Annotated in this window: 27 protein-coding genes; 12 read left to right on the top strand and 15 right to left on the bottom strand. The window is 67.4% G+C overall.

Features of this window, described 5'->3' with window-relative positions:
* Positions 1 to 4: 4 nt before the first annotated feature.
* Both QNM97_RS02000 and QNM97_RS01995 read right to left on the bottom strand, forming a co-directional pair.
* Complete coding sequence (locus QNM97_RS02000) at positions 5 to 1075, bottom strand: PDR/VanB family oxidoreductase (protein ID WP_283821372.1); 1071 nt, start codon at positions 1073 to 1075, stop codon at positions 5 to 7.
* The gene (locus QNM97_RS01995) at positions 1072 to 1965 is read right to left on the bottom strand and encodes a metal-dependent hydrolase (protein ID WP_283821371.1); all 894 of its coding nucleotides are present in this window, start codon (positions 1963 to 1965) and stop codon (positions 1072 to 1074) included. The genes QNM97_RS02000 and QNM97_RS01995 overlap by 4 nt, the downstream gene beginning before the upstream one ends.
* A 144-nt stretch (positions 1966 to 2109) precedes the next feature.
* Here QNM97_RS01995 and QNM97_RS01990 point away from each other — a divergent pair, with 144 nt between their 5' ends.
* Positions 2110 to 2715 (top strand): TetR/AcrR family transcriptional regulator, encoded by a 606-nt coding sequence (locus QNM97_RS01990; protein ID WP_283821370.1) that lies wholly within the window; start codon positions 2110 to 2112, stop codon positions 2713 to 2715.
* Positions 2716 to 2726: 11 nt separating this feature from the next.
* Here the strand turns inward: QNM97_RS01990 and QNM97_RS01985 are convergent, their stop codons facing one another.
* On the bottom strand, positions 2727 to 3398 hold the full coding sequence (locus QNM97_RS01985; RefSeq protein WP_283821369.1) for a GntR family transcriptional regulator: 672 nt from the start codon (positions 3396 to 3398) through the stop codon (positions 2727 to 2729).
* Positions 3399 to 3491: 93 nt separating this feature from the next.
* Here QNM97_RS01985 and QNM97_RS01980 point away from each other — a divergent pair, with 93 nt between their 5' ends.
* Entirely contained in the window at positions 3492 to 4742 is a 1251-nt protein-coding gene (locus QNM97_RS01980) for an MFS transporter (RefSeq protein WP_283821368.1), read from the top strand.
* Here the strand turns inward: QNM97_RS01980 and QNM97_RS01975 are convergent.
* Positions 4716 to 5678, bottom strand: coding sequence for a hypothetical protein (locus QNM97_RS01975; RefSeq protein ID WP_283821367.1), 963 nt, complete (start codon positions 5676 to 5678; stop codon positions 4716 to 4718). The two genes, QNM97_RS01980 and QNM97_RS01975, sit on opposite strands and share 27 nt — an antisense overlap.
* A gap of 325 nt (positions 5679 to 6003) precedes the next feature.
* On the opposite strand from QNM97_RS01975, the gene QNM97_RS01970 reads away from it, so the two are divergent.
* Positions 6004 to 7401, top strand: a complete 1398-nt coding sequence (locus QNM97_RS01970) for an acyltransferase (RefSeq protein ID WP_283821366.1) — start codon at positions 6004 to 6006, stop codon at positions 7399 to 7401.
* A gap of 73 nt (positions 7402 to 7474) precedes the next feature.
* Here QNM97_RS01970 and QNM97_RS01965 read toward each other — a convergent pair whose 3' ends face one another.
* From QNM97_RS01965 to QNM97_RS01940, 6 genes are all read right to left on the bottom strand, one after another.
* Positions 7475 to 8404, bottom strand: a complete 930-nt coding sequence (locus QNM97_RS01965; RefSeq protein WP_208792622.1) for an SGNH/GDSL hydrolase family protein — start codon at positions 8402 to 8404, stop codon at positions 7475 to 7477.
* Positions 8405 to 8499: 95 nt separating this feature from the next.
* Positions 8500 to 9366 carry an enoyl-CoA hydratase-related protein gene (locus tag QNM97_RS01960; protein WP_283821365.1) on the bottom strand — a complete coding sequence of 289 codons (867 nt, stop codon included), beginning with the start codon at positions 9364 to 9366 and terminating at the stop codon, positions 8500 to 8502.
* Between the two features lie 200 nt (positions 9367 to 9566).
* Positions 9567 to 12110, bottom strand: coding sequence for an ATP-dependent Clp protease ATP-binding subunit (locus QNM97_RS01955; protein WP_208792624.1), 2544 nt, complete (start codon positions 12108 to 12110; stop codon positions 9567 to 9569).
* Between the two features lie 291 nt (positions 12111 to 12401).
* Positions 12402 to 12674, bottom strand: coding sequence for a hypothetical protein (locus QNM97_RS01950; RefSeq protein ID WP_283821364.1), 273 nt, complete (start codon positions 12672 to 12674; stop codon positions 12402 to 12404).
* A 29-nt stretch (positions 12675 to 12703) separates the two neighbouring features.
* Complete coding sequence (locus QNM97_RS01945) at positions 12704 to 12841, bottom strand: hypothetical protein (RefSeq protein WP_283821363.1); 138 nt, start codon at positions 12839 to 12841, stop codon at positions 12704 to 12706.
* A 64-nt stretch (positions 12842 to 12905) separates the two neighbouring features.
* Positions 12906 to 13145 carry a hypothetical protein gene (locus QNM97_RS01940; RefSeq protein WP_283821362.1) on the bottom strand — a complete coding sequence of 80 codons (240 nt, stop codon included), beginning with the start codon at positions 13143 to 13145 and terminating at the stop codon, positions 12906 to 12908.
* A gap of 148 nt (positions 13146 to 13293) precedes the next feature.
* On the opposite strand from QNM97_RS01940, the gene QNM97_RS01935 reads away from it, so the two are divergent.
* The 3 genes from QNM97_RS01935 to QNM97_RS01925 all read left to right on the top strand — a co-directional run bounded on the left by QNM97_RS01935 (position 13294) and on the right by QNM97_RS01925 (position 15835).
* Complete coding sequence (locus tag QNM97_RS01935; protein ID WP_283821361.1) at positions 13294 to 13854, top strand: LppP/LprE family lipoprotein; 561 nt, start codon at positions 13294 to 13296, stop codon at positions 13852 to 13854.
* A gap of 107 nt (positions 13855 to 13961) precedes the next feature.
* On the top strand, positions 13962 to 14489 hold the full coding sequence (locus tag QNM97_RS01930) for an RNA polymerase sigma factor (protein ID WP_283821360.1): 528 nt from the start codon (positions 13962 to 13964) through the stop codon (positions 14487 to 14489).
* The gene (locus QNM97_RS01925) at positions 14486 to 15835 is read left to right on the top strand and encodes a VOC family protein (RefSeq protein ID WP_283821359.1); all 1350 of its coding nucleotides are present in this window, start codon (positions 14486 to 14488) and stop codon (positions 15833 to 15835) included. The genes QNM97_RS01930 and QNM97_RS01925 overlap by 4 nt, the downstream gene beginning before the upstream one ends.
* Here QNM97_RS01925 and QNM97_RS01920 read toward each other — a convergent pair.
* Positions 15823 to 16245, bottom strand: a complete 423-nt coding sequence (locus QNM97_RS01920; RefSeq protein WP_283821358.1) for a winged helix-turn-helix transcriptional regulator — start codon at positions 16243 to 16245, stop codon at positions 15823 to 15825. The genes QNM97_RS01925 and QNM97_RS01920 overlap by 13 nt on opposite strands.
* Before the next feature lie 137 nt (positions 16246 to 16382).
* On the opposite strand from QNM97_RS01920, the gene QNM97_RS01915 reads away from it, so the two are divergent.
* From QNM97_RS01915 to QNM97_RS01900, 4 genes are all read left to right on the top strand, one after another.
* Positions 16383 to 17252 (top strand): SDR family oxidoreductase, encoded by an 870-nt coding sequence (locus QNM97_RS01915; RefSeq protein WP_283821357.1) that lies wholly within the window; start codon positions 16383 to 16385, stop codon positions 17250 to 17252.
* A gap of 49 nt (positions 17253 to 17301) precedes the next feature.
* A complete protein-coding gene (locus QNM97_RS01910) occupies positions 17302 to 18609 on the top strand; it encodes a hypothetical protein (RefSeq protein ID WP_283821356.1) in 1308 nt (435 codons plus the stop codon).
* A gap of 242 nt (positions 18610 to 18851) precedes the next feature.
* On the top strand, positions 18852 to 19670 hold the full coding sequence (locus QNM97_RS01905) for a lytic transglycosylase domain-containing protein (RefSeq protein ID WP_283821355.1): 819 nt from the start codon (positions 18852 to 18854) through the stop codon (positions 19668 to 19670).
* A gap of 120 nt (positions 19671 to 19790) precedes the next feature.
* A complete protein-coding gene (locus QNM97_RS01900) occupies positions 19791 to 20492 on the top strand; it encodes a S1 family peptidase (protein ID WP_283821354.1) in 702 nt (233 codons plus the stop codon).
* 24 nt (positions 20493 to 20516) lie between these two features.
* Here QNM97_RS01900 and QNM97_RS01895 read toward each other — a convergent pair whose 3' ends face one another.
* The 4 genes from QNM97_RS01895 to QNM97_RS01880 form a co-directional block, all read right to left on the bottom strand.
* The gene (locus QNM97_RS01895) at positions 20517 to 21794 is read right to left on the bottom strand and encodes a M18 family aminopeptidase (RefSeq protein WP_283821353.1); all 1278 of its coding nucleotides are present in this window, start codon (positions 21792 to 21794) and stop codon (positions 20517 to 20519) included.
* An 18-nt stretch (positions 21795 to 21812) separates the two neighbouring features.
* Positions 21813 to 22496 (bottom strand): phosphoribosylformylglycinamidine synthase subunit PurQ, encoded by a 684-nt coding sequence (gene purQ, locus QNM97_RS01890; protein ID WP_208792635.1) that lies wholly within the window; start codon positions 22494 to 22496, stop codon positions 21813 to 21815.
* Positions 22497 to 22511: 15 nt separating this feature from the next.
* Complete coding sequence (gene purS, locus QNM97_RS01885; RefSeq protein ID WP_014361454.1) at positions 22512 to 22751, bottom strand: phosphoribosylformylglycinamidine synthase subunit PurS; 240 nt, start codon at positions 22749 to 22751, stop codon at positions 22512 to 22514.
* Between the two features lie 125 nt (positions 22752 to 22876).
* A complete protein-coding gene (locus tag QNM97_RS01880) occupies positions 22877 to 23359 on the bottom strand; it encodes a glutathione peroxidase (RefSeq protein ID WP_283821352.1) in 483 nt (160 codons plus the stop codon).
* A gap of 119 nt (positions 23360 to 23478) precedes the next feature.
* Between QNM97_RS01880 and QNM97_RS01875 the strand changes: the two genes are divergently transcribed.
* Together QNM97_RS01875 and QNM97_RS01870 are read left to right on the top strand one after the other, a co-directional pair.
* Positions 23479 to 23982, top strand: a complete 504-nt coding sequence (locus QNM97_RS01875) for a MarR family winged helix-turn-helix transcriptional regulator (protein ID WP_283821350.1) — start codon at positions 23479 to 23481, stop codon at positions 23980 to 23982.
* Complete coding sequence (locus QNM97_RS01870; RefSeq protein ID WP_283821349.1) at positions 23979 to 25562, top strand: DHA2 family efflux MFS transporter permease subunit; 1584 nt, start codon at positions 23979 to 23981, stop codon at positions 25560 to 25562. The genes QNM97_RS01875 and QNM97_RS01870 overlap by 4 nt, the downstream gene beginning before the upstream one ends.
* Positions 25563 to 25566: the final 4 nt, after the last annotated feature.

Raw genomic sequence — 25566 nt, 5'->3', positions numbered from 1 at the left:
TCTCCTAGAGGTCGACGACCACGTGGTCGTCCGTTGCGCGCGAGACGCAGATCATCATCGAATCGTCCTTCTCGTCGCCGATGAGCACCCTGTCGTGATGGGTGACCCGGCCGTCGAGGACCTTGACGCGACAGGCGCCGCAGAATCCCTGCCGGCACGAATACCGCACCTCGGGTTTGACGCGCCGGATCGCGGCGAGTGCCGTCTCATCGGCACCGACCTCCACCGAACCGCCGCCGGCGAAGTGGATCCGGAACGGCGCACCGTCGATCACCGGAGGCGGGGAGAACCGTTCACTGTGCAGTTCCCGGTCGGGTTGTTCGGTGAGGACGAGTCGTCGGGCGGCATCGAGCATTCCCGACGGCCCGCACAGATACACCGGAGTCGTTGCGTCGCCGAGGATCTCGGCGATGTCGAGCGGACCGTCGTGTTCGTCGTCGGCGTGAATCCGCACCCGGTGCGAGTCGATGCCGAGCAGTTCGTCGACGAACGGCATCGATGCTCGCGTCCGACCGGTGTAGACCACGGAGAAATCGATGCCGAGCCGGGCCGCGGCGCGCACCATCGGCAGGATCGGGGTGATCCCGATACCTCCGGCCACGAACCGACACGACGGGCCGGGTGCGAAGGGAAAAGCGTTGCGCGGGCCGCGGATGTGCAGGGAGTCCCCGGCACGCAGTAGGTGCATCTCCGCAGATCCGAGGCCATCGGGGATGCGGCGCACCGCGATTCGGTAATGCCGCCGATCGTCGGGATCACCGGTCAGCGAGTAGTGCCGTTGGCGACCAGTGGGGGTGAAGACGTCGATGTGGGCACCCGGCGACCACCGCGGCAACGCCGAGCCGTCGGGTCGGGCCAGTGTGATCATCCGAATCCCCTCCGCCTCGGCCACACTGTCGACGACGTCGAGACGCAGATCGAAGCCCACCCGCCGCACCGGGCGCACCGGGGACAGCGCGTCGGCGTGGCGGCTCTCGGCGAAGATCCGGGCATAGCCGCGGGCCATGCGGCCGATCGCGCCGAGGATCGGGGGCGGGTTGTCGATGTCGGTGGTGGGTGGTGCCAGATAGTTCACGACTGTGCCGCCCGTGCCGCGGGTGAGATCGCCAGGTAGCGAACGGCTTTGTCGATGTCGCCCATGGACGAGGGATGGAATCCGGGCTTCAGGTAGTGGTAGATCTGCTCGAACAGGAAGGAGACGCCGGGGATCAGGTGTTTGCGTGCGGCCAGCGCGAAGGCGATCGGCCACGGCCGACGGCGGGCGACGGTGGTGTCGTTGCGGTAGAGGAAGGCCGCGGTCCAGAACCACAGCGACGCCAGTCCGAGGCAGGCGACGATCGCCGTGCGAGCGCGCCGCAGGTAGCCGCCGTCGACGTATTGGAACGCGTCGAAGGCGACGTTGCGGTGCTCGAGTTCCTCGGCGCCGTGCCAGCGCAGCAGATCGAGCATCGTCGGATCGACCCCAATGCGATCGAACTCGCGGTTGTCGAGCAGCCATTCTCCAACCACGGCGGTGAAATGTTCTGCCGCGGCATAGATTCCCATGCGCTCGGCCAGCCATGCACGTCCGGCACGGCCCTGCGTGACGCCGTGATCACCGAAGACCTTCTGCACCGCGTATTCGATCCGGCGCATGACCGGCTCGATCTCGACACCGTTGGCGCGCAGATAGTTTCGGAATCCCTCGTGTGAAGAGGCATGCGTCGCCTCCTGCCCGACGAAACCGACGACCTCTTCCCGGAGACGCTCGTCGTCGATCAATGGCAGTGCCTGGGCGAAGACGTCGGCCATCGACCGCTCCCCCTCGGGCAACACCATGTGCATGACGTTCCAGAAGTGCGTCGCGTACGGCTCGCCGGGAATGTAGCGCGGCGGCACCCCGGTCCAGTCGAAACCGACCGCCCGGGCGGTGATCGCCAGCGCCTCCTCGTCGTACTCCCGCGTCCGCGCTCCCTGTGCGCCCATCGGCGACCTCCTCTGACGTGTGAAACCGTGACTCGGCGAATCCCCTCGACGTGACCCGCGTCTCGTTCGGTACGTTGAAACATAATACAGATCATTGTTTCATGTCCAGTGGTGTCGACGCCCCCGTCGGCTACTGTTCTCCTCATGGCCCTTGCCGACCTGTTCACCTCGTCGGCGGACATCGCACCGGACGCCGACCCGATCCTCGACGCGGCCCTCGAGGTGTTCGCCGACATCGGGATTCGTCGCGCCACGATCAACGACATCGCCGACCGTGCGCGCGTCGGACGGGTGACGGTCTATCGCAAGATCGGCGGCAAGAACGAGATCCTCTCGGCGGTGATGTTGCGTGAGGCGGTCCGCCTGTTCGCCGCCATCCGCGCGGCGGCCGAAGCCGCCGAGACCTTTCCCGACCGGGTGGCCAACGCCTTCATCGCCACGGTCACCGCGATCCGCGGCAACCCGGTGTGGAACCGGATTCTCGAACTCGAACCCGGCACCGTGCTCGATCAGCTGACGCTCAACGGACAGTTCATCCTCGCCGCGGCCGTGGAGGCCTGCGTCGACGTGTTGCGCTCACCCGAGATCGATCTCGACGACGACGAATTGCATGCGCGCGCCGAAATCCTGGTCCGTATCACCCATTCCATCCTGCTGACCCCGCAGGTCTGGATCCCGTTGAACACCCCCGAGGAGATCACGGCGTTCGCCCGCACCCACCTGCTGACGATCGCCGGACCGCCGCGCTGAGGCCGCTCGCCTTAGTCGTGCCGATGCTCGGCGAGCAGACGCCCCGCCTTGCCGATGTGCGCCGACATCGCCGCCCGCGCACCGGCCGCATCGCGTCGGCGCAGGGCGTCGATGATGTCGCGATGATCGTCGGCCGATGCCTGCGGCCAGCCGTCGACCGACGAAAAGAACCGTCGGGGAGCGTAATTGAGCGACGACTTGATCATCCACGACAATTTGGGCGAGCCCGCCGCGGCATAGATCAGTCGATGGAATTCGTGGTTGAGCCGCTCGACCTCGTCGTTGTCCTCCGCACCGGCGGCCGCCTCGAGTTCGGCCTGCAGACGGTCGAGGGCGGCCAGGTCCGCGTCGTCGAGACGGGCGGTGGCGCGGGCGGCGAGTTCGCCGGCCAACAGCGCCTGCCCGGCGAAGACGTCCTCGATGTCGGTGCTGCTCAAGGGTGCGACGACGAATCCGCGCCGCGGTTCGACCCGCAGTAGCCCCTCGCTCTGCAAGGACAGCAATCCCTCCCGTGCCGGCGTGGCCGAGACGCCGAGTTCATCGGCAACGGTTTCCGGGCGGATGAACTCGCCGGGTTGCAACTGCCCGGAGACGATGAGTTCGCGGACGTACTCCGAGACCTCGTCGGACAACCGGGGACGGCGTCGGCGTCGCGCCGGAACGGGAGCCGCAGGGTCAACCATAGAATATAGAATACAGTCGTGACCTGGTCCTGCTCCGACCTCCCCGGATGACCTCCCAGGAAGCGGTCAGTGGCGGGTTCTACAGTGGATGAAATGACTGTGGGTGACACGGCGCAGGAGCGCGAGGGCATGTTCGCCTCGCTGCACATCCACAACTATCGCCTGTACTACGGCGGGCAGGCGCTCTCGCTGGTCGGTACCTGGATGCAGGCCACCGCCCAGGCCTGGCTGGTCCTGACCCTCAGCAATTCGTCGACCGTGCTCGGCGTGATCGTCGCCCTGCAGGCGGTACCGATCCTGGTTCTCGGCCCCTACGCCGGGGTGATCGCCGATCGCGTGGATCGTCGCAAGCTGATGATCATCCTGCAGTCGGTGATGGGGCTGCTGGCGGCGGCACTGGCGATCCTCACCTTCGGCGGCTGGGTACAGGTGTGGCAGGTCGGGGTCCTCGCCGTGCTGCTCGGACTCAACAACGCGTTCGAGAACCCCTCCCGGCAGGCGTTCATCCACCAGGTCGTCGGCGAATCCCGGATCCGCAATGCGGTCACCCTGAACTCGGTGATGGTCAATGCCGCGCGGGCGGTCGGCCCGGCCGTGGCCGGGCTGGTCCTCGCCGCCGTCGGCGCGGGCTGGTGTTTCGCGATCAACGCGGCCAGTTTCGTCGCGGTGGTGGTGTCACTGCTAATGATGCGGACCGCCGAGATCGCCGAGGAGACACCGGTCAAACGCGGCAAAGGCCAACTGCGCGAAGGACTCCGCTACGTCGCCGGACGCCCCGTGCTGTGGGTTCCGCTGACGATGATGGGATTGGTCGGCACGCTGGCCTACGAGTTCCAGGTGTCGCTGCCCGCGGCGGCCAAGGACGCCTTCCACGGTGGCCCTCAGGCCTTCGGCTTCATGACGGCGGCGATGGGCGTGGGCGCGGTCGTCGGCGGTCTGCTGGTGGCCGCCCGCGGCACCACCGGCTTGCGCACGCTAATCCTGGCCGCCATCGGGTTCGGCATCACCATCGCGGTGACCGCCGCGGTCCCGCGCCTGTGGATGGCGATCGTCGCCCTGTTCTTCGTCGGCTGGCTCAGCGTGTCGTTCATGTCGACCGGAAACGCGACCCTGCAACTGAATTCGGACCCGCAGATGCGTGGCCGGGTGATGTCGTTGTGGTCGGTGGCGTTCATGGGGTCGACGCCGATCGGCGGACCGCTGATCGGGTGGATCAGCGAGGCATCCGGCCCGCGCGCCGGGCTCGCCGTCGGCGCCGCCTCGTGTTTCGTCGCCGCAGCCATCGGCCTGGCCATCCATCGCCGCCGCGCACCGCACCTACCGCGGATGGAGTCGACGACCTGACGGCCACCCGCGACGCTCGGCGACGAAGGCAAGCACCGCGGGCACGGCACCGACGACGGCGACCACCCAGATCCGCGAACGCAGCGGTGCCGCGACGGCGTCGAACACCGCGCGGGCCGCGTCCGGCGTGATGACGTCGGCGGGGACGGCGTCGAGATACCGGCCGCGGGCCACCACCAGTGCAACGGCCAGCAGCAGCATCACCGTGGTGACGCCCAGCCCCAACCCCAACACCGCTCGCCACCGGCGGGTCGGAGCGGCCACACCGATCGTCGCGATGATCGCCAGCGCGGTCAGCCAGGGCAGGACCCGCGCCGCGGAGTCGAGTGCGGACACCGCGTGCTGAGCGCGGCGCAGTGCGTCGGACTGCCACAGGACGACCTGATGATGAATCGCCGGGATCTGCTCGGCGGCGGTGAATCCGTCGTCGATCAATCGCTGTCGGATCCGGGCAACCATCGGGGCCAGATCGATCGCGACGATCCCGGTGTCGCCGGCGAGAAGCTGATCGAGCGTGGTGTGCGCGGCGCGATTGGCGGTCGTCCAGGCGGTGGCAAACGCCGACGAGGAGACGAAGCGCTCGACCGTGTCGTGCAGGTAGGACTCGAGTTGCGCCGCGATCACCGGTGAGAGCGCCTGCGCCGCCCGCGAACCGGTGCCGGGCGTCAACGCCGAGAGCGCATCGGCGCTCAGTGCCGCGATGTCGACGTGATCGTCGATCACCGTCATGAGAGCATCGGTGAGCTCGGCCCGGATCGCCGGGTCCGACGCCAGTGGTGCCACCATGGCCACGTAACCGTCGGTGTCGAGGAGTTCGGACCGCACATAGCCCGCGAGCAGCGTCAACAACACCAGCACCACCGACACCACGGTCAGCAGCGCGGTCCCGACCGACCGCAGTCGACTGCGTCCGCCGCCGGTAGTGGGATATGTCACGTCCGCGGAGGCGGGTGTCGGCGCCGGCTCCGCGACACCATCCGCGGAGGAAACACCCGCATCGAGGTCCCCGTCTTCCTGCGGTTTTGGTGCCACCATGACATCCAAGCACGCGAAAACGGCCACCACGCGGCATCGGCTGCACCCCCGAGACGGCGGCGCCAACCCGGCCGATGGCGTCACGGGCCGACTTCTGAACTTTCAGCAACAGGGAGTAGCCTCACCCTCTGCGACGTGCGAAGAATTGGACGGAGGTCTTCCGATCGTTACCGAACAGCCATCGACCGGTACCCCGGCGTCCGCGAAACGTCCGGATACCGATCCGGTGACCGTCCCCGACCCCGTCGCAGGCGACGTCACACCGGCCGACTCCGGCGCCGAACCGGCCGCCAAGCCCGCGAAACGCGACAAGCACCTCTACCAGATCGACTTCGTCCGACTGGTGACCTTCGGTGCGGTGATCCTCGACCACGTGATGCTCAGCGTCACCGCCCCGACCAGTGTGGCCGCGGGCGCCGTCGAGGTGTTTCTCCGCTACACCCGCTACGGCTTCTTCGCCCTGACCGGCTTCGTCCTCGGCTATCAATACCGCAACCGTGAACTCAAGGCGATTCCGTTCTGGAAGCGGCGTTACAAGCTGATCGGCCTGCCGTTTCTCGTGTGGAGCCTGTTCTACTGGTTCTACGTCCGCTATCACTTCGGTGGCGTCGACGCGATCACCAACGCCTGGAACAGTCTCGACGCCGCCGAGCGCTCGGTGAAATCGATCATCTACGACCTCATCACCGGAAACGCCGCCTACCACCTGTACTTCCTGTCGGTGAGCATGCAGATCTATCTGGTGTTCCCGCTGATGCTGTGGATTCTCCGGCGCACCTGGGGTTTTCACCGCTACCTACTCGCGGTGAGCTTCATCTTCCAGATGGTGATGATGTACGCGATGGTGCGCTCACCCATCTCGTTCTTCACCTGGGGCATCCAGGGCGAGATCTGGAGTCACCTGGTGGTGACGATCTTCCCGTACCAGTTCTTCATCCTCGCGGGCTGCGTGTCGGCCCTGCACTACGAGGCCTTCCAGGCCTTCTTCAAGCGGTGGCGCTGGCAGCTCATCGGTGTCGGCGTCGTGGTGATCATCGCGACCTGGCTCTACTACCTGTACGTGGTCGACCGCGGCGAGGACCTGTTCCGGGCGACCAACGTCTTCATGCTCCACAACATGTGGGCATTCATCGCGATCATCGTGATCCTGTACGGACTCGGCACGCTGTGGCAGGAACGCCGCCACCCCGGCTCGATTCCCGACCGGTTCATGAAGACCGCCGCCGATCGCTCCTTCGCCATCTATCTCGCACACGTCCTCGCGATCTATGCCCTGCTGCCACAGATCGCCGACGAACGCATCCATGCCCTGCCGCGCGTCATCCTGGCGTATCTCGCGACCGTCGTACTCACCGTGTTTGTCGTGGAAACGTTGCGCCGCAGCCCGATCAGCCTCATCACCACCGGACGCAACCGCATCGACTGGCGTTCCCAGAACGCCGGACGGTCCGCGCTCGTCGGGCTCGCCGCCATCGTCGTCGGCCTGATCGTCCGTCTCGGCTTCGGCTGGTGGGCGGGCAACCTGATCGCCGCGACCGGCGCCTTCCTGGTGTTCTCGATGGCGATCGTCTACTGGCACCAGATCCGTCACCGCGACGCGGAGTACGTCGAAGAAGCGGTGTGATCACCCGGCGCGGCAGCGCACATCACCGACCCGTGCGGCAGCGCACATCACCGACCCGGCGCGGCAGCGCACATCACCGTCGCAGTGCGTCGACGATCAGCCGGGCGACACCGGCCTTGCCCGAGGCGTTCGGATGATAGGGCACCGGTAGCTCGAATCCACGCAGCCACGGGTCGGGCGAGCACACGGTGTGCTCGGCCCCGATCGGGCCGGTGGTGACGAGCTCGGCGCCCGAGATCTGCGCAGCCTCGGCGGTCACCTGGGCGAGCGCGTCGTAGACCCGGATGGTCGAGTCGATCTCCTCCGGGGTGAGCGCGAGCTTGGGGCAGACCGGGCCGCCTGCGACCACCACCGGCGGATAGTCGACGAGGACGATCCGCGCCGCGGGGGCGCGCATCCGGACGGCGAACACCGTCTCGATCATCTTCTGCTCGACCGCGGCATACCGTTCGAATCCGGGTTCGGCGGAGATCGGGCGGCCGTGCCCGCACACCCGCTCGGCGACGTTCTTCACCGGGTCGGCGACGGAGTTCTTGCAGCCCATGGCGATCAGTCGCTGCACGTACCCGATGTCGTTGCCGCCGGTCGTGATGGTCACCAACGCCGTGCCGGGGGTGACGGCGTCGATCTGGGGTTGCTTCACGAAGCGCTGGGGACGGTCCAGGATGTTCTCGGTCGTCGCCCCCGAGCACGTCGCGTCGACCAGGCTCATGTTCAGTGCCTGGGCAACCTGATGCGGATAGTTGTCCATGGTGCGCAGGCACCGGTTGCCGATCGAGTCCAGTCCGCCCGGGCCTGCGGCGTAGGAACTGCCCAACGCCACATACTTCTGCGGCGCGGCGGCAGAGGAGACGGCGGTCTCGGGCTGGCGCTGAGCGGCGGTCTGGACAGGGGTCGACTCAGCGGCCGACGGCACGCTCGCACTCCCGGGGAGTACGACGACGGCGGCGGTGACCAGCGCGGCGACGGCCGTGGCGACACGGCCGAAAAGTGCTCGAGACATCGTCGTACAGTTTCACACACCACGATGACGGGAAGCGTCAACGCCCCGTGTTGAATTGCCCACGTGGCCTGCGAAAAAGCCGCATTCGGGCGATTTCAGGAGAAGATCTCCGGCAGATCGGTCGCCACCGAATCGGTGAAGGTCGGATCACGCTTCTCCAGAAACGACGTCACCCCCTCGGCGACGTCGGGCATCCGACCCCGCGCGTAGATCGCCGCGGAGTCCGCGTGATGGGCGTCGAGCGGGCTCGGCGCCCCGGCCATGCGCCAGAGCAACTGCCGGGTCAGCGCGACCGATACCGGCGCGGTGCCCGACGTCATCTCCCGGGCGGCGGCGATCGCCGCGTCGAGGACCTCATCGGGAGCGACGACCTGCTGCACCAGACCGGCCTCGAGCGCCTCTGCGGCGCCGACCATCTGCGCCCCCAACGTCCAGCGCAGCGCGGTCGGCAGCCCGACCAGGCGCGGCAGGAACCAGGTGGACGCCGCCTCGGGCACCAGTCCGCGCTTGGTGAACACGAACCCGAAGCGGGCGTTCTCCGAGGCGATGCGGGCGTCGGCGGGCAGGGTCATGGTGACGCCAACGCCTGCGGACGGGCCGTTGATCGCCATCACCACGGGCTTGAGCGAGGCGAAGATCCGCAACGTCAGCCGGCCTCCGGAATCCGGCGGCACCTCACCGGACTCCTTCTCCTCGAGCTCGAAAGTGGTTGCGCCACCGGCAAGGTCGGCGCCGGCGCAGAACGCCCGGCCGGCGCCGGTGATGACCACCGCGCGCACCGAGTCGTCGGCGTCGGTCTCGTCGAAGGCCGCCTGGATCTGCTCACCCATCTCGAAGGTGAACGCGTTGAGCCGGTCCGGGCGGTTCAGGGTGATGACGGCGATCTCGTCGTGCCGGGTGACCGTGATGACCGGTTCGGGGGCCGCATCGGCCAGACCCTGCGTTGCTGGTTCGGTGCTCACGGTGTGACGCCTCCACTCGGTGATATATGACGGCGCACATGATGTTGCGCCGATCACCATTGTGGCGGTGTCCTCATGATGCCCACACTTCGGGGTCGGCCCCCGGCGCCGACAGCCGTCGGCGGGTGATGCCGACGCACGACGCCCGCCGCTCCAGAGAAGGAGTCGACGGGCGTCGTGGGTGTTCGCGGGCGGGCCGATCAGCTCTCGCTGCCGGCGTCACCTGCCTTGCTCAGCTCGACCGGGGCGTCGGGCAGCTCACGCGGCTTCTCCGAGCCGGTGAAGGTGAACTTGGCGTCCTCGCCCTCGCCTTCGCCGTCCCAGTTGTCGACGTCGACCAGCACGATCTGTCCCGGGGTCAGCTCGTTGAACAGGATCTTCTCGCTCAACTGATCCTCGATCTCGCGCTGGATCGTCCGACGCAGCGGCCGGGCGCCGAGCACCGGGTCGAAGCCGCGCTTGGCCAGCAACGACTTGGCCCGATCGGTGAGCTCGATCGCCATGTCTTTGTTCTTGAGCTGCGTCTCGACGCGATTGATCATCAGATCGACCATCTGGATGATCTCGTCCTTCGTCAGCTGGTGGAAGACGATGACGTCGTCGATACGGTTCAGGAACTCCGGGCGGAAGTGCTTCTTCAGCTCGTCGTTGACCTTGAGCTTCATCCGCTCGTAGTTCGACTTCGAGTCGTCACCCTTGCTGAAGCCCAGTCCCACGGCCTTCGAGATGTCGGAGGTACCGAGGTTCGAGGTGAAGATCAGCACCGTGTTCTTGAAGTCGACCGTGCGGCCCTGACCATCGGTGAGTCGACCGTCTTCGAGAACCTGCAACAGGGTGTTGTAGATCTCCGAGTGAGCCTTCTCGATCTCGTCGAACAGCACCACCGAGAACGGCTTGCGGCGCACCTTCTCGGTGAGCTGGCCGCCCTCTTCGTAGCCGACGTAGCCGGGAGGGGCACCGAACAGGCGCGACGCGGTGAAGCGGTCGTGGAACTCGCCCATGTCGATCTGGATCAGGGCGTCGTCCTCGCCGAACAGGAAGTTCGCGAGCGCCTTGGACAGCTCGGTCTTACCGACACCGGACGGGCCGGCGAAGATGAACGAGCCGGACGGGCGCTTGGGGTCCTTCAGACCCGCGCGGGTACGACGAATCGCCTTGGAGACGGCCTTGACGGCGTCCTCCTGGCCGATGATCCGCTTGTGCAGCTCGTCCTCCATGCGGAGCAGACGCGTGGTCTCCTCCTCGGTGAGCTTGAACACCGGGATACCGGTCCAGTTGCCCAGCACCTCGGCGATCTGCTCGTCGTCGACCTCGGCCACGACGTCCAGATCACCACTGCGCCATTGCTTTTCACGCTCGGCACGCTCGGCGACGAGTTGCTTCTCCTTGTCCCGCAGGCCGGCGGCCTTCTCGAAGTCCTGCGCGTCGATCGCGCTTTCCTTCTCCTTGCGGGCGTCGGCGATGCGCTCGTCGAACTCACGCAGGTCCGGCGGCGCGGTCATCCGGCGGATGCGCATCCGCGCACCGGCCTCATCGATGAGGTCGATCGCCTTGTCCGGCAGGAACCGGTCGTTGATGTAACGGTCGGCCAGGGTGGCCGCGGCGACGAGCGCACCGTCGGTGATGGACACGCGGTGGTGGCTCTCGTAGCGGTCACGCAGACCCTTGAGGATCTCGATGGTGTGTTCCACCGACGGCTCGCCGACCTGCACCGGCTGGAACCGGCGCTCGAGGGCGGCGTCCTTCTCGATGTACTTGCGGTACTCGTCGAGGGTGGTGGCACCGATGGTCTGCAGCTCGCCGCGGGCCAGCTTCGGCTTGAGGATGCTGGCCGCGTCGATCGCGCCCTCGGCGGCACCGGCACCGACGAGCGTGTGCAGCTCGTCGATGAACAGGATGATGTCGCCGCGGGTGTTGATCTCCTTGAGCACCTTCTTGAGGCGTTCCTCGAAGTCACCGCGGTAGCGGCTGCCCGCCACCAGCGACCCGAGGTCGAGGGTGTAGAGCTGCTTGTCCTTGAGCGTCTCGGGCACCTTGCCGTTGACGATCGCCTGCGCGAGGCCCTCGACGACGGCGGTCTTGCCGACGCCGGGCTCGCCGATCAGCACCGGGTTGTTCTTGGTGCGGCGGGACAGCACCTGCATGACCCGCTCGATTTCTTTCTCGCGGCCGATGACGGGGTCGAGTTTGCCCTCGGCGGCCGCGGCGGTCAGGTTTCTGCCGAACTGGTCGAGGACCAGCGACGTCGACGGGGTGCCGGACTCGCTGGACCGACCACCCGTGCCGGCCTCCTGCGGCTCCTTGCCCTGGTAACCCGACAGCAGCTGGATGACCTGCTGACGCACCCGGTTGAGGTCGGCGCCCAGCTTGACGAGCACCTGTGCGGCGACGCCCTCACCCTCGCGGATGAGGCCGAGCAGGATGTGCTCGGTGCCGATGTAGTTGTGGCCGAGCTGCAGCGCCTCACGCAGCGAGAGCTCGAGGACCTTCTTGGCGCGCGGGGTGAACGGGATGTGCCCCGACGGCGCCTGCTGGCCCTGACCGATGATCTCCTCGACCTGACTGCGGACACCTTCCAGGGAGATGCCGAGCGATTCGAGGGCCTTGGCGGCGACGCCTTCGCCCTCGTGGATCAGGCCGAGCAGGATGTGCTCGGTGCCGATGTAGTTGTGGTTGAGCATCCGCGCCTCTTCTTGGGCGAGCACGACAACCCGCCGAGCGCGGTCGGTGAACCGTTCGAACATTGTTCTCCCTCATTTCGCTTTCGCCCCGGCCGTCGTGGTTGTCCCGGTGATCGGAAACCGCGGGCGGCGACCGATGCGAGGCGACAACTGCGATGGTGTCGGGGTACACGACGACCAGCTTGCTTCCACTCTAGAGGTCGTGCGGTGTGCACCTGCAGTTAACGCCCACCAGAAGTCAACGTCATGCACACGTCGACGGGGGTCTGCGCGGTACAACCGCCCTGCACATCAGCATGTTCCGCGATGCGCGCCGCCGCGCTACGCCGAGAGCGAACGACGCCGGGGATCGGGCTACGCCCCGAACGGCAAAGCCGTGATGTCGCCGGCGGACGGGCACCACATCTGGAACTTGATCAATGGCCGGCCGGCTCCGCGCCTGTCCACCAGATTCGTGTACCACTGCTTGTCACCGGTGTGCTTCCCGTACGTCGCAAGCCAACACTGGACGGTGTTGTCGCCGAATCGGACGGACAACGGAACGTTTTGCGCGAGATGACGGCCCGGCAACTGGGTCACATCCACGATCTGCAGGCCCCACCGCTGTTCGAGGATGGCGGCTTCCACCTTCTGATCCTGATGCCCCGTCCCATGCGTCAGGAGCGACGCGACCGTGGGACCGTGGTCACCACGAACAGGACGACGACAAGCCACCGGGCGATCCGGGTGACACGCTCGGATTTGACCCCGTGGCGCTTGGTGATACGTCGGTTGATCACAGTCGCAGCGATCATGTGACACGCTCGGATTTGACCCCGTGGCGCTTGGTGATACGTCGGTTGATCACAGTCGCAGCGATCATGTGACACGCTCGGATTTGACCCCGTGGCGCTTGGTGATACGTCGGTTGATCACAGTCGCAGCGATCATGACGGCAATCATCGAGGCGTATCCGCCGAAGAACAGTGCGTTGGTCAGCACGGTCTCCGACCCCTGGTAGGTCCACACGGTCTCGTACGTCGAGTGCGGCGCGAAGCCGTCGGGCGCCGCCAACGGAAGGACGTGGAGCACGGCGAGCACGCTACGCGCCATCGCCACGTGCGGCCCGTCACCGCCGGAGCAGGTATCGCACCCGAATGACAACAGCTACGCCTGGCTAACGAGACCGGCGAAACGCGCGAACAGGTCCCTACGGGACATCGCTCCCGAGGTCGGGACCTGACACCACCACCAGGAAGGCCACATCATGACCTCTGCTCGACGCTCTCCGTCCACCCGACCACCGACCGGGCTCCGGCGACTGCTCGTCCTGTGCCTCGCGGTGGCCGGCGTGCTCGCCGGCTCCCTCTCGGCCACCGCCCTCGGGGCCGGTGATGCCGCGGCCGCCCCGCCCGGCAGCGGCCACGGGTTGTGTTTCGACCTCAACTCGGCCCTCGCCCGCGACTCACTCACCAAGATCGGCCGCGACGTCAACGGCGGGAGCTGGGCGCCCCGCAGCGCGAGTACCAATCCGCTTACCCGGGGCTGCAACCTGGACTGGATGCTGGTCACCGGCAACGGGATCGGCGATGCCACCTACCAGTCGCGGGTCCTGCTCTTCCACAATGGGCGGTTCCTCGGCACCGTTGATCCCAAGCCGTACTCGTACACCTCCATCGCCGGCTGGACGCGTGACCACGTCACCGTGAAGTATCGCTGGCTGCGCGCCGACGACCCGTTCTGCTGCGCGGGTGGCGGGCCGACCTACGTCACGGCATTCCAGTTGGGCGGCAGGGTGATTCGTCTGGGGCTCTTCCCGCCGGCCTGATCGGCGGGCGCGAGTGTCGCCGGTCGTGCCGTACGGGCACGGCCGGCGACACATTTTTTCTGCCCAACCGGCGTCGGGTTTGCGCCCCGGGCGACGACGATGAGGGTGTGAGTGGCGAACACACCGGCCCCGCGGCCCTCCTCGAGGTCTACGACACGGCCCTACCCGCGGTGTACGGGTTCGTCGTGCGACGGTGCTCGGACCGACGGGTCGCCGAGGACGTCACATCGGAGACCTTTCTCGCCGCGATGGATTCGGTTCGTCGCGACGCCGACCTGATCCCGACGGTGCCCTGGCTGATCGGGGTCGCCCGGCACAAGCTCGCCGACCACTGGCGACGGGCGCAACGGACGCCCGAGCCCGTGCCGGACGTGCCCGATCCGCCGGGCGAGGATCTCGCCGAGGTCCATCTGGACCGGATGATCGCCCACCACACGCTGGCGCAGCTCACGCCGATCCACCGATCGGTGCTCACGCTGCGCTACGTCGACGACCTCCCGGTCGCCGAATGCGCCGAGATCATGGGCCGCACCGTCGGTGCGACCGAGGCGCTGTTGACCCGGGCCAAGCGCGCCTTCCGCGCGGCCTACCCCGGCCAACCGGCCCGATCCACCCGGAAAGGAGGACGCGCATGAACCACGACGACGCCGAATTCGATTCGGCCCCACACCCGTCCATCGGCGACCCGTTCGCCGTGTTGCGCGCCTCGGACACCCCCGGGTGGGCCGCGCCGGTTGCACCCGATCCCGCCTTCGCCGCCCGTCTCCGTGACCGACTCGAACGCGGCGTCACCCTTCCGAAGGGAATTCTCATGTCCAACAACGCCATTACCGAGAGCGAAGCGGCCATCTCGGCACCCGCCGCGTCTCCCGTCGAGCGCCCCGGCGCCCTGCCGTATCTCACGGTCCGCGGTGCACAGGAGGCCATTGACTGGTACCGCGAGAACCTCGGCGCGCGCCTGCGCGGCGAGCCGATCGTCATGGACGACAACCGCATCGGGCACGCCGAACTCGAGATCGGCGACGGCGTGCTCTACCTCGCCGACGAGTTCGCCGACCTGGGTCTGCGCGCTCCGCAACCCGGGCACGTCTCGGTGAGCCTCATGCTGCCCGTCGCCGACACCGACGAGGCACTGATCCGCGCTCAGCGCGGCGGCGCCGCGGTGACCCGCGAACCCTACGATGCCCACGGCACCCGCTCGGCGACCATCATCGATCCGTTCGGACACCGGTGGATGCTGACCGGCCCGGCGCGGATTGCGGCGGACGTCGAACCCGTCCGGGTCGGCGACATCGTCTACCTGTCGCTGCAGACACCCGACCGTGAGCGGGCCGCCCGCTTCTACGGCGCGGTTCTCGGCTGGGAGTACGATCCGGAAACCCGGCAGGTCACCAACATCGGCCACCGGCTCGGGATCTTCGACGGTGACGGCTACGGAACGGCCAGGACCCTCTACTGCGTGTACGCCGTGGAGGATTTCGATCGGGCCCGCGCGGCCATCCTCGCCGCCGGTGGTCGCGTCGGCGCGATCAGCACCGTCGCGCGCGACGGATATCTCGTGATGGACGCCGTGGACGACCAGGGCGTCGCCTTCTCGGTCCACGTACCCGACCCCGGCGAGACCCGCGGGGAACAGCACCCTCGCACCCTCGGCGCGATGTCGTATCTCACCATCGCCACCCCGGACTCGGCCCGGTACCGCGATTTCTATGGCGCCGTGATGAATTGGCGGTTCACACCCGGACGTATCGACGACGGCTGGGAGGTCGACGGGGTGCATCCGCAGATCGGGATCGCCGGAGGCGCGGATCGATCAGTGGCCGAACCGATGTGGAATGTGGCCGATGTCGACGAAGCCGTCGAACGCGTCCGTGCCGCCGGCGGAACCGTACTCGAGGAGCCCAACCGGCAGGCCTACGGCGCGGTCGCACGATGCACCGACGACCAGGGCGCGCGGTTCTACCTCGGTCAGTTGTTCTGACGGGTCGCGTCGTAGGCCTCGCGTGCCCGCTCGACCGCCTCGAGATTGCCCTGGACGAGGTGGATCAGGGCGCGCAATTGGGTCGCGGCGTCGGCACCCAGGTCGGTCAGCGAGTACTCGACCTTCGGCGGGATCGATTGCAGCACAGTACGTGTGACGAAGCCATCGCGTTCGAGGTTGTGCAGCGTCTGCGAGAGCATCCGCTCGCTGACCCCGTCGACGCGGCGTCGTAACGCACTGAACCGCAGGTCCCCCTCGGCCAGCGCGGCGAGCGCGAGAACACCCCACCGACTGGTCACGTTCTGCAACACGTCACGCGAACTGCAATCGCGGGCGAAGACATCGGCCTCCAGGGTCGGATCGACGGCGTCCGGGTCGGAGGCTGCGGAGCCGGGGGAGGCGGGGGTCATGGCGCCATTCTAGGCGCATCGTGGCGACGGTGCTAATCATCACACATATGCATGCGTTCAGTTGTTGCACTGCACTAATAGTAAGTGCATCATGATCTGGAAGCACCCCGCTGACCAGTTGACCACCAGGAGGAACCATGACCACCTATGCCGTTACCGGAGCAACCGGAGGACTCGGTAGTGCCGCCGTCGAGGCGTTGCTCGACCGGGGCGTCGCGGCAGGCGACGTGGTCGCCGTCGTCCGCAATCCGGAGAAGGCCGACACCCTGAGGTCCGCAGGTGTCGACGTGCGGGTCGCCGACTACGGCGACCCGACCGCGTTACGCGTCGCCCTGACCGGCGTCGACCGCGTACTGCTGGTCTCCGGCTCCGAGGTCGGGCAGCGAGTCTCGCAGCACCGCAACGTGATCGAGGTCGCCGCGGAAGCCGGCGTCTCCCTCATCGCCTACACCAGCATCCTGCGTGCCGACACCTCCCCACTGACCCTGGCAACCGAACACGTCGCCACCGAGCGCGCACTCGCCGAGTCCGGCATCCCCACGGTGCTGCTGCGCAACGGCTGGTACTGGGAGAACTACCTGGCCGCGGCACCGCAGGCCATCGAAACCGGCGTCCTGTACGGCAGCGCAGGCAACGGGACCATCGCGGCGGCGTCGCGTCGCGATTACGCCGCTGCCGCGGCAGCCGCACTCGTCGAGGCCGCGGGTGGCGAGGTCTACGAACTCGCCGGCAACGAGCACCCCACCTACGCACAGATCGCCGAGGCGCTCGCCGAGGTCAGCGGAAAGCCGGTGCGCTACACCGATATCCCCGAGGCCGACTATGCGGCGGCGCTCACCGACGCCGGTATCCCGGCACCGATGGCTGCGATCCTCGCCGACTCGGATGCCGGGGTCGCCCGGGGCGCGCTCGACTCCGACTCGACCGACCTGGCGACACTCACCGGCCGGCCCTCCACCCCGCTCATCGAGGTGCTGCGCACCGGGCTGGCGGCCGTGACCGCCTGATCTGCATGTCAGCCTCCCCCACGCAGGCCATGGGTGATTGACTGTCGCCATGCGTGTGGGGAGCAAGCGAGGACGTCGACTTCCGTTCGGTATCGGCACCGTCGTCGTCGTCCTCGCCGCGGTGATGGTGGTGTGCGTGGGTGCGGTGCTGGCCATCGGCACACCCGATCGCCCGGCGACCGGCTACGCCTACGGCCAGTTGCGGTCCTACCCCGACCAGCCCGCCCCGGCGTGGACGGTGTCGAGTCAGACCCTGCCCGACTACACCTCCAGCGATCAGATCGAGGTGGTCGCCACCGGCACCGACCGCTGGCTGCTGAGCTACCCATCGGGAATCGGCCGCGCCTACGTGATGGTCGATCGCGGCGACGGACATCTGCTGTGGAAGCGCCCGCTGCGCGCGGGCACCGGGAGTTGCGGGATGACCGACGATGGCGTGGTCGGCTGCGCGGTCAATGCCAGTAGCGATCTCGCACAGGGCTTTTACCTCGTCGACGACGACGGCACCCCGTCCGGCCCGACCGCCCTCGATGACACCGCATCGGTACTCGGCGCCGGATCGGATTTCGTCCGCATCTCCGCCTCCGGTTACCGGGTGTCGATGGCCACCCCGGACGGCCACGAACTGTGGTCGCGCACCTTCGCCCACGCCGCGAGTGCCGAGGTGCTCGAGGATGGGCTGCTGCAGATCACCACCAGCGACGCGGGCCGGTTCATCGTCGATCCGCGCACCGGCGCCGATCGCTTCCACTGCACCGGCTGCACGATCACCGCATTCCCGACCGGCATCACCGTCGAGTACACCGACCCCGACCACCGCATGTTCGAGACCTATGCCGTGACCCACGGCGTCCTCGATCCGCGGCGGATCGCACACGTCGCCGGGATGCGGGTGCTGCCCGGCCCGTCCACCCTGCCCGTGCTGACCCAGACCGGGACCGCGCAGATGGAGGCGATGCAGGGCACCTACGTCGTCGTCGATCCGGCCAAGCCGGGAGCGCTGTGGCAGATCTCCGACGAGGAGCTGTCCAAGGCGAACACCCGACCGTGCGGTACCGCGGTGGCGTTCGCGTTGAAGAGCCGGTCGCGGTCGATCTACTCCCTCGCCGACGCCGAGCACCTCGGCTCGTTGCCCGCGCCGGGCTTCGACGATCCCGATGCGAACCTCGACAACCTCACCTGCGTCGGGTCGAGCGGCAATCTCCTGGTGCTCACCAGCAACAGCAGGATCAGCGCAGTCGACCCGTCGGCCGGCGGTTTCGTGTGGACGGTCGACGTGAACGGCCAGGTGAAGGATGTCGACGGATTCCTCGCCGCCGTCGAGGGCACCAGCCTCCGGGTGTTCGCGCCGCGCTGACCCCGCTTACGACATATGGCCGGAGTCACATCCGGGACTTTGGTCCTCGCATGACCTGCGACGGCACCGACGACGCTCAGCCGACTCCCAGGTTTCGGTAACGGCCAGATAACGGTTCGGTCGCGGAAATCGGTAGCCTCGTCCGCGGCCCACCGCCCCGCAGAGGTCGACGACCACCGCAGTCGACGCGCATCGCGGCGTTGGGTGGCCGATGTACCCGAGTCTGTAGTGAGGTCCGAAAGTTGGGGAAACACTCCAAAACGCGCTCACCGTTGCTGCCGCGTTCCCGTAAGCCGATGCTGGCCACCGCGCTGATCCCGATGGTCGGCGTCTGTGCCGCGGCCGCCGCTGCGGCCACCGACGACGCCCAGGTCACCGCGGCTCCCGCCGCGTCGCCGACCACCGCGGCCGCACCCGAACCGGCCACGACGAGTCATCCGGCACCGGCCCGCTCGAACACCCCGACGTCGCTGCCGACCCGTCCGGCCCGGGATCTGACGGTGGCCCCCGTCCGCGCGACACCACCGCCGCCACCGATGCCGGTGAGCGTCACCGACGGCCAGGTCCCGGCCATCAATTACCGCGCCTACAAGCAGGCCGCCGACACCATCGCACGCACCGAACCGGTCTGCGGGATCGACTGGAAGCTCATCGCCGGAATCGGCAAGGTCGAATCCCACCACGCCGACAACGGCGACGTCGACCCGTCCGGCCGCCTGAAGACCCCGATCTACGGGCCCACCCTCGACGGCTCGCTGGCCGGCAACCAGGTCATCACCGACACCGACGGTGGTGCCATCGACGGCGACCCGGTCCACGACCGGGCGGTCGGACCGATGCAGTTCATCCCGCAGACGTGGAAGAAATATGCCGCCGACGGCAACGGCGACGGCATCGCCGACCCGCAGAACATCTACGACGCCGCGCTGACCACCGCGCGCTACCTGTGCGACGGCGGGCTGAACCTGCGCGACATCGCCGGACAGACGGCCGCGGTACTGCGCTACAACAACTCGATGGCCTACGTCGACAACGTGCTCGGCTTCGCCCGCAGCTACTGAGGCGCTTCTACCGAGGTTGTTTGACCGGGCGTCCGCGCCGGATAGGGTGGCGGAGCACCGAGGGCGGATTCGCTATCGCGAACTCTCCCGGACCTGTTGTCACCACGATCGGAGAGCACGTTGCGTCGTACCCTGCGCGTCCTGACCATGCTCGTCGGGCTCCTGCTCGCACTCGCGCCCGCCTATGCGGCGCAGGCAGCACCGCGAGCCACCGTCGGCGGCGGCAGCGCCATCGTGATCGACGGTCGATTCGCCTGCACGATGACCACGGTCGGGCACGATCGCGCCGGACGACTCGTCGGCCTGACCGCCGGGCACTGCGGTCATGTCGGATCAAAGGTCTCCCTCGAGCGCAATCCCGCCGCGGGTGTGATCGGTCGTTTCGCGCGCACGAGCGAACCGGGCGACTACGCGGTCATCGCCCTCGACCCGAACCGGGTGAGCGCCGTACGCACCGCGGGAGGCGCAACCATCCGCAGCGTCGGGGCGTTCCCGCCCGCCGGTGCCAACGTCTGCAAGGCCGGACGCACCACCGGGTTCAGCTGCGGGCCGGTCCTGCAGACCAGCAGCACCGACAGCCTGAGCTATGTCTGCGCCAACCACGGCGACTCCGGTGGCCCGATCGTCATGGGTGATCGAGTCGTCGGCATGCTCAACGGCGGCCTCATCCTCGGCATCCCCGGCACCCCCATCAAGGGCGCGATCGGCTGCGTGAATCCGGCCATCCCGATCTACAGCCCGCTGGTTGCCACCAAGATGACCGCGATCCTGGCCGACCTCAATGCACAGGGCGGCGTCGGCGCGGGATTCCGACCGGTCTGACGCGACCGGCTCAGATTCCCGCGCTCAGGCTTCGGCACTCAGGAACGCCTGTAGCGCAGCGGAATACATCGGCACGTCGGCGGCACCCATCAGCTCGCGGGCACTGTGCATCGCGAGCTGCGGTGCGCCGACGTCGATGGTCATCAGACCGGCGCGCGTGGCGGTGATCGGCCCGATCGTCGATCCGCAGGGCAGATCCGCGCGGTGGATGTAGCGCTGCATCGGAACCCCCGCGGTGTCGCAGGCCAGCGCGAAGACGGCCTCCCCGATCGCGTCCGAGGCGTAACGCAGATTCTGGTTCACCTTGAGCACCGGACCGCCGTCGATGGCGATCTGGTGGGTGGGCTCGTGCCGCTCGGGATAGTTCGGGTGGGTGGCGTGGGCCATGTCGCCCGACACACAGATGCTCGACGCCATCGCCTGCAGGTAGTCGGCCCGGCTTCCACCGCGGGACAACACGATTCGTTCGAGGACGGTGGACAGGAAGTCCGACGCCGCGCCGCGCTCGGAACCGCTGCCGACCTCCTCGTGGTCGAACAGCGCGAGCACCCGGGTCGCGATCGCGGGCGAGCCGTCGAGCAACGCCCGCAGCCCAGCGTAGCACGTGCCCTGGTTGTCCAGACGCGGTGCGCTGAGCAGGCTTTCGTCGGTTCCGATCAGGCGCGACGGTGCCACGTCGTGGGTCATCAACTCCCAGCCGAGCACCGAATCCGGTGTGATACCGGCATATTCGGCCACCCAGTCCAGCACGTCGGGTACGTCGGCACCGATCCCCCACACCCCGTCGAGGTGTCGTTGCGGATCCAGGGTGACGCCCTTGCGGTCGGCGGAGAGGTGAATCGCCAACTGCGGCACGCGGACCACCGGCTCGGTCACATGCACCAGCACGTGCTCGACGGAGTTGCCCGACCGATAGGCGAGTCGGCCGGACAACCCGAGATCGCGGTCGAGCCAGGAGTTCAGCCAGGCGCCGCCATAGGGTTCGAGCGCGATCGTGCGGATACCGGCACTGACGCGATCCGGGCGTTGCTTGAGACGCAGATTCGGGCTGTCGGTGTGGCCGCCGACGATCCGGAAGGCATCGCCGTCACCGAGATCCCACGCGATGATCGAACCGCCACGGATGACGTAGAAGCGACGCGCGTCCAGAGACCACTCGCGCTCCTCGAACAGACGCCGGAATCCGGCCTCCTCCAATTCCGCCGCCACTGTCGCACAGACGTGGAACGGAGACGGCGAGGCGTCGATGAAAGCACCGAGCCCCTTCGCGGTGGCCGAGGTGGTCAGGCGAGGCCCACTCATGTCGTCACCGCCGTGTCGTCACGCGTTGGCCAGGACGGCGTCGATCGCCGAGTAGAACAGGCCGAGGCCGTCGTCACTGGGACCGGTGAGCGCCTCGGTGGCGTGTTCGGGGTGGGGCATCAGTCCGACGATCCGGCCGTCGGGGCTGCTGATGCCCGCGATGTCGAGGGCCGAACCGTTGGGATTGCCGCCGGCATAGGTGAACGCGATCAGTCCCTCGCCCTCGAGTTCCTCGAGTTTGCGTTGCGGGGCGACGTAGCGGCCCTCCCCCGACTTGAGGGGGATGAGGATCTCCGCGCCCCGCTCGAACCGGGTGGTCCAGGCGGTCGTGGTCGACTCGACACGCAGCCACTGGTCGCGGCAGATGAAGTGCAGTCCCTCGTTGCGGGTCAGCGCGCCGGGCAGCAGGCCGGCCTCGCACAGGACCTGAAAACCGTTGCAGATGCCCAGAACCGGCATACCCTTGCCGGCGGCCTCGATGACCGAACCCATGACGGGGGCGAACTTGGCGATCGCTCCGGCGCGCAGATAATCGCCGTAGGAGAACCCGCCGGGCACGACGATGGCGTCGACGCCCTGGAGATCGGCATCGCCGTGCCACAACTCGACGGCCTCGGCTCCGGCGAGACGGACCGCGCGGGCGGCGTCGACGTCGTCGAGGGTGCCGGGAAAGGTGATGACCCCGATGCGTGCGTTGCTCACAGTCGTCTCCGCTGCCTACTCGGCAACCCGGGAGACGTTGAAGTTCTCGATCACCGTATTGGTCAACAACTCCTCGGCGATCCGCTCCAATGTGGAGTCGTCGACGGAGTCGTCGACCTCGAGTTCGAAACGCTTGCCCTGGCGGACATCGGCGATGCCGGAGAATCCCAGACGGCCCAGTGCGCCGACGATCGCCTGACCCTGGGGATCGAGGATCTCGGCCTTGGGCATCACGTCGACCACCACTCGTGCCATCGGCAATAGCTCCCTATCGAATATCTCCAGGCCGTCCGAGGGACGTCCGGAGGTTGGCTGAACACCGGTTACCTTACCGGGTTCGCCGGAGCGGTCCCGTGCGGAGCGCGTTGGGTGCGCCGGCGCTACAGCGCCGCCTCGATCGCCGCGACGACCTCGGGTGCGGTCGGCTCGGTGCGCGGACGGAAGCGGGCGACCGGCTCGCCGTCGGCGCCGACGAGAAACTTCTCGAAGTTCCACTGGATGTCACCGGCCTCGCCCTCGGTGTCGGCGAGTTTCGTCAGCTCGGCGTAGAGGGGATGCCGTCCGTCGCCGTTGACGTCGGTCTTCTCCAGCAGCGGGAACGTGACGCCGTAATTGGTGGAACAGAAGGTCGCGATCTCCTCGGCGCTGCCCGGTTCCTGGCCCATGAACTGGTTGCACGGCACACCCACGACGGTCAGTCCGCGCTCTCCGTAGGTCTTGGCCAGTTCTTCCAGTCCGGTGTACTGGGGCGTGAGGCCGCATTTGCTGGCGACGTTGACGACCAGCAAAGGTCCGGTGAAGTCGGACAGCGACAGCGCCGATCCGTCGAGTGCGGCCACGGGGATGTCCTTGACATTGCTCATGGCTCCCGACCCTAATCGCCCCGGGCGCGGTGGTGCAGATCACCGACTTTTCTGCGCTATGGCACATATCGCCGATAATTGTGTTCGCGCGATAGTTGCGTCGCCGTTAGCATTTTCAGGTGTCCACTTCGATCGATTCCGCGTCCCGTGCCCTGCACGAGTTCCTGGATCGACTGACCTGCCTGAGCAAGGCCGCCGCCGTCGACGACCTCGCCACCACCGACCTCACCTTCTCCCAGATCCGGGTGTTGTTCGTGGCCGGTGAGGCCCAGGCACCGATGTCGGTCCATGAGATCGCCGAGGCCATCGGCTTGTCACTGGCCGCGACCGGCCGGACCGTCGATCGCCTCGTGCGGCTCGGATTCGTCGACCGCCGCGAGGATCCCGCCGATCGCCGCGTCAAACGCGTCAGCCTCACCGCGAGCGGTCGACGCTTCGTCGACGAACAGCTCAGCGTGCGCCAGGAGATCATCAGCGACTTCGTCGCCGGCCTGCCCGCCGAACACCGTGACGCGCTGACCGATGCGCTGCGGCCCATCGTCGACGCCGACACCGACTACTTCGACCTGACCCACCCCACGCTCGACACCCATCGGACCCACGACCAGAAAGTGCACTCATGACGAGTTCCACCTCCGCCGGCGGGACGGCCCACGCCGGCCCACCGGACACCACACTCGACCGGCACGTGCTGACCGTTGCCGGCGTCGTCGTGCTCGGCGCCATCATGTCGATCCTCGACGTGACCGTGGTGTCGGTGGCGCAGAACACCTTCCAGGAGACCTTCAACACCAACGCCGCGGGCGCCGCGTGGACGATGACCGGCTACACGCTGGCGCTGGCCGCGGTCATCCCGCTCTCGAGCTGGGCCGCAGCACGATTCGGCACCAAGAAGGTCTACATGACCTCGCTGGTGCTGTTCCTCATCGGTTCCGCACTGTGTGCGGTCGCCTGGAACATCGGTTCGCTGGTGGCCTTCCGCGTCGTCCAGGGACTCGGCGGCGGTCTGCTGATGCCGATCGGCATGATGATCCTCACCAAGGCCGCCGGCCCCGAACGCGTCGGCTCGGTGATGGCCGTCCTCGGTATCCCGATGCTGTTGGGCCCCATCGCCGGACCCATCCTCGGCGGTCTCCTCATCGAGAAGGCCAGCTGGCACTGGGTGTTCCTGATCAACGTCCCGATCGGTCTCGTCGCCCTCGTCTACGCCTGGCTCGTGCTGCGTGACGACGAGGAGAAACAGCGCCCGACAATCGATTTCGTCGGTCTGCTGATGCTCTCACCGGGTCTGGCGTTGTTCCTCTACGGCATCTCCTCGTCCACCGACGCCGGCACCTTCATGGACACGAAGGTGCTCGTCACCACGATCATCGGCGCCGTACTGATCGTCGCATTCATCATCCACGCGCTGCGCGCGAAGAATCCGCTGCTGGATCTGCGCCTGTTCAAGAACAAGACGCTGGCCATCGCGGTGGTCACGATGACCACCTTCATGATCGCGTTCTTCGGTGCGGCACTGCTCTATCCGCAGTACTTCATCGGTGTTCGCGGCGAGTCCACGTTGATGGCCGGCCTGCTGCTCGCCCCGCAGGGTCTCGGCGCGATGCTCACCATGCCCATCGCCGGGCGCCTGACCGACAAGATGGGTCCGGGCAAGTTCGTCCTCGGCGGTATCGTGCTGATCTTCTGCGGCATGGGCTATTTCGTCTTCCTCGGCGCCGACACCCCCTACTGGGCGGTGTGCCTGGCACTGTTCGTCCAGGGCCTGGGCATGGGTATGACGATGATGCCGATCATGTCCGCGGCGCTGGCCACCCTGAACAACAAGCAGGTTCCCGACGGTTCGACGCTGATGAACGTGGTGCAGCAGACCGCGTCGTCGATCGGTACCGCGGTGATCTCGGTCGTCCTGGCCAACATGTTCAAATCGCATCCCGAGTCGCTGCTCGCGATCAGCTCCAATGCCGCACCGGAGAAGTACGCGCAGGCCGTGCAGGCGAGCGCCAACACCCCTGCGGCACTTCCGGCGAACCCGCCGGATCAGTGGTTCTCCTGGGCGGCCGAAGCCTTCGGTACCACGTTCATCGTGGCGACGGTGTTGGTCGCGGTGACCGTGATCCCCGCCATCTTCCTGCCCCGCAAGAAGATCGCCTCCCCGCTCGTCGAAGAGGACATGGATCGCACGCCGACGCTGCTGCACTGAGCCT

The organism is Gordonia sp. L191 (assembly GCF_030077625.1).
GTDB lineage: Bacteria > Actinomycetota > Actinomycetes > Mycobacteriales > Mycobacteriaceae > Gordonia > Gordonia polyisoprenivorans_A.
Note: the sequence above shows the minus strand (reverse complement) of the source record. Positions and strands in the feature narration are given on the sequence as shown.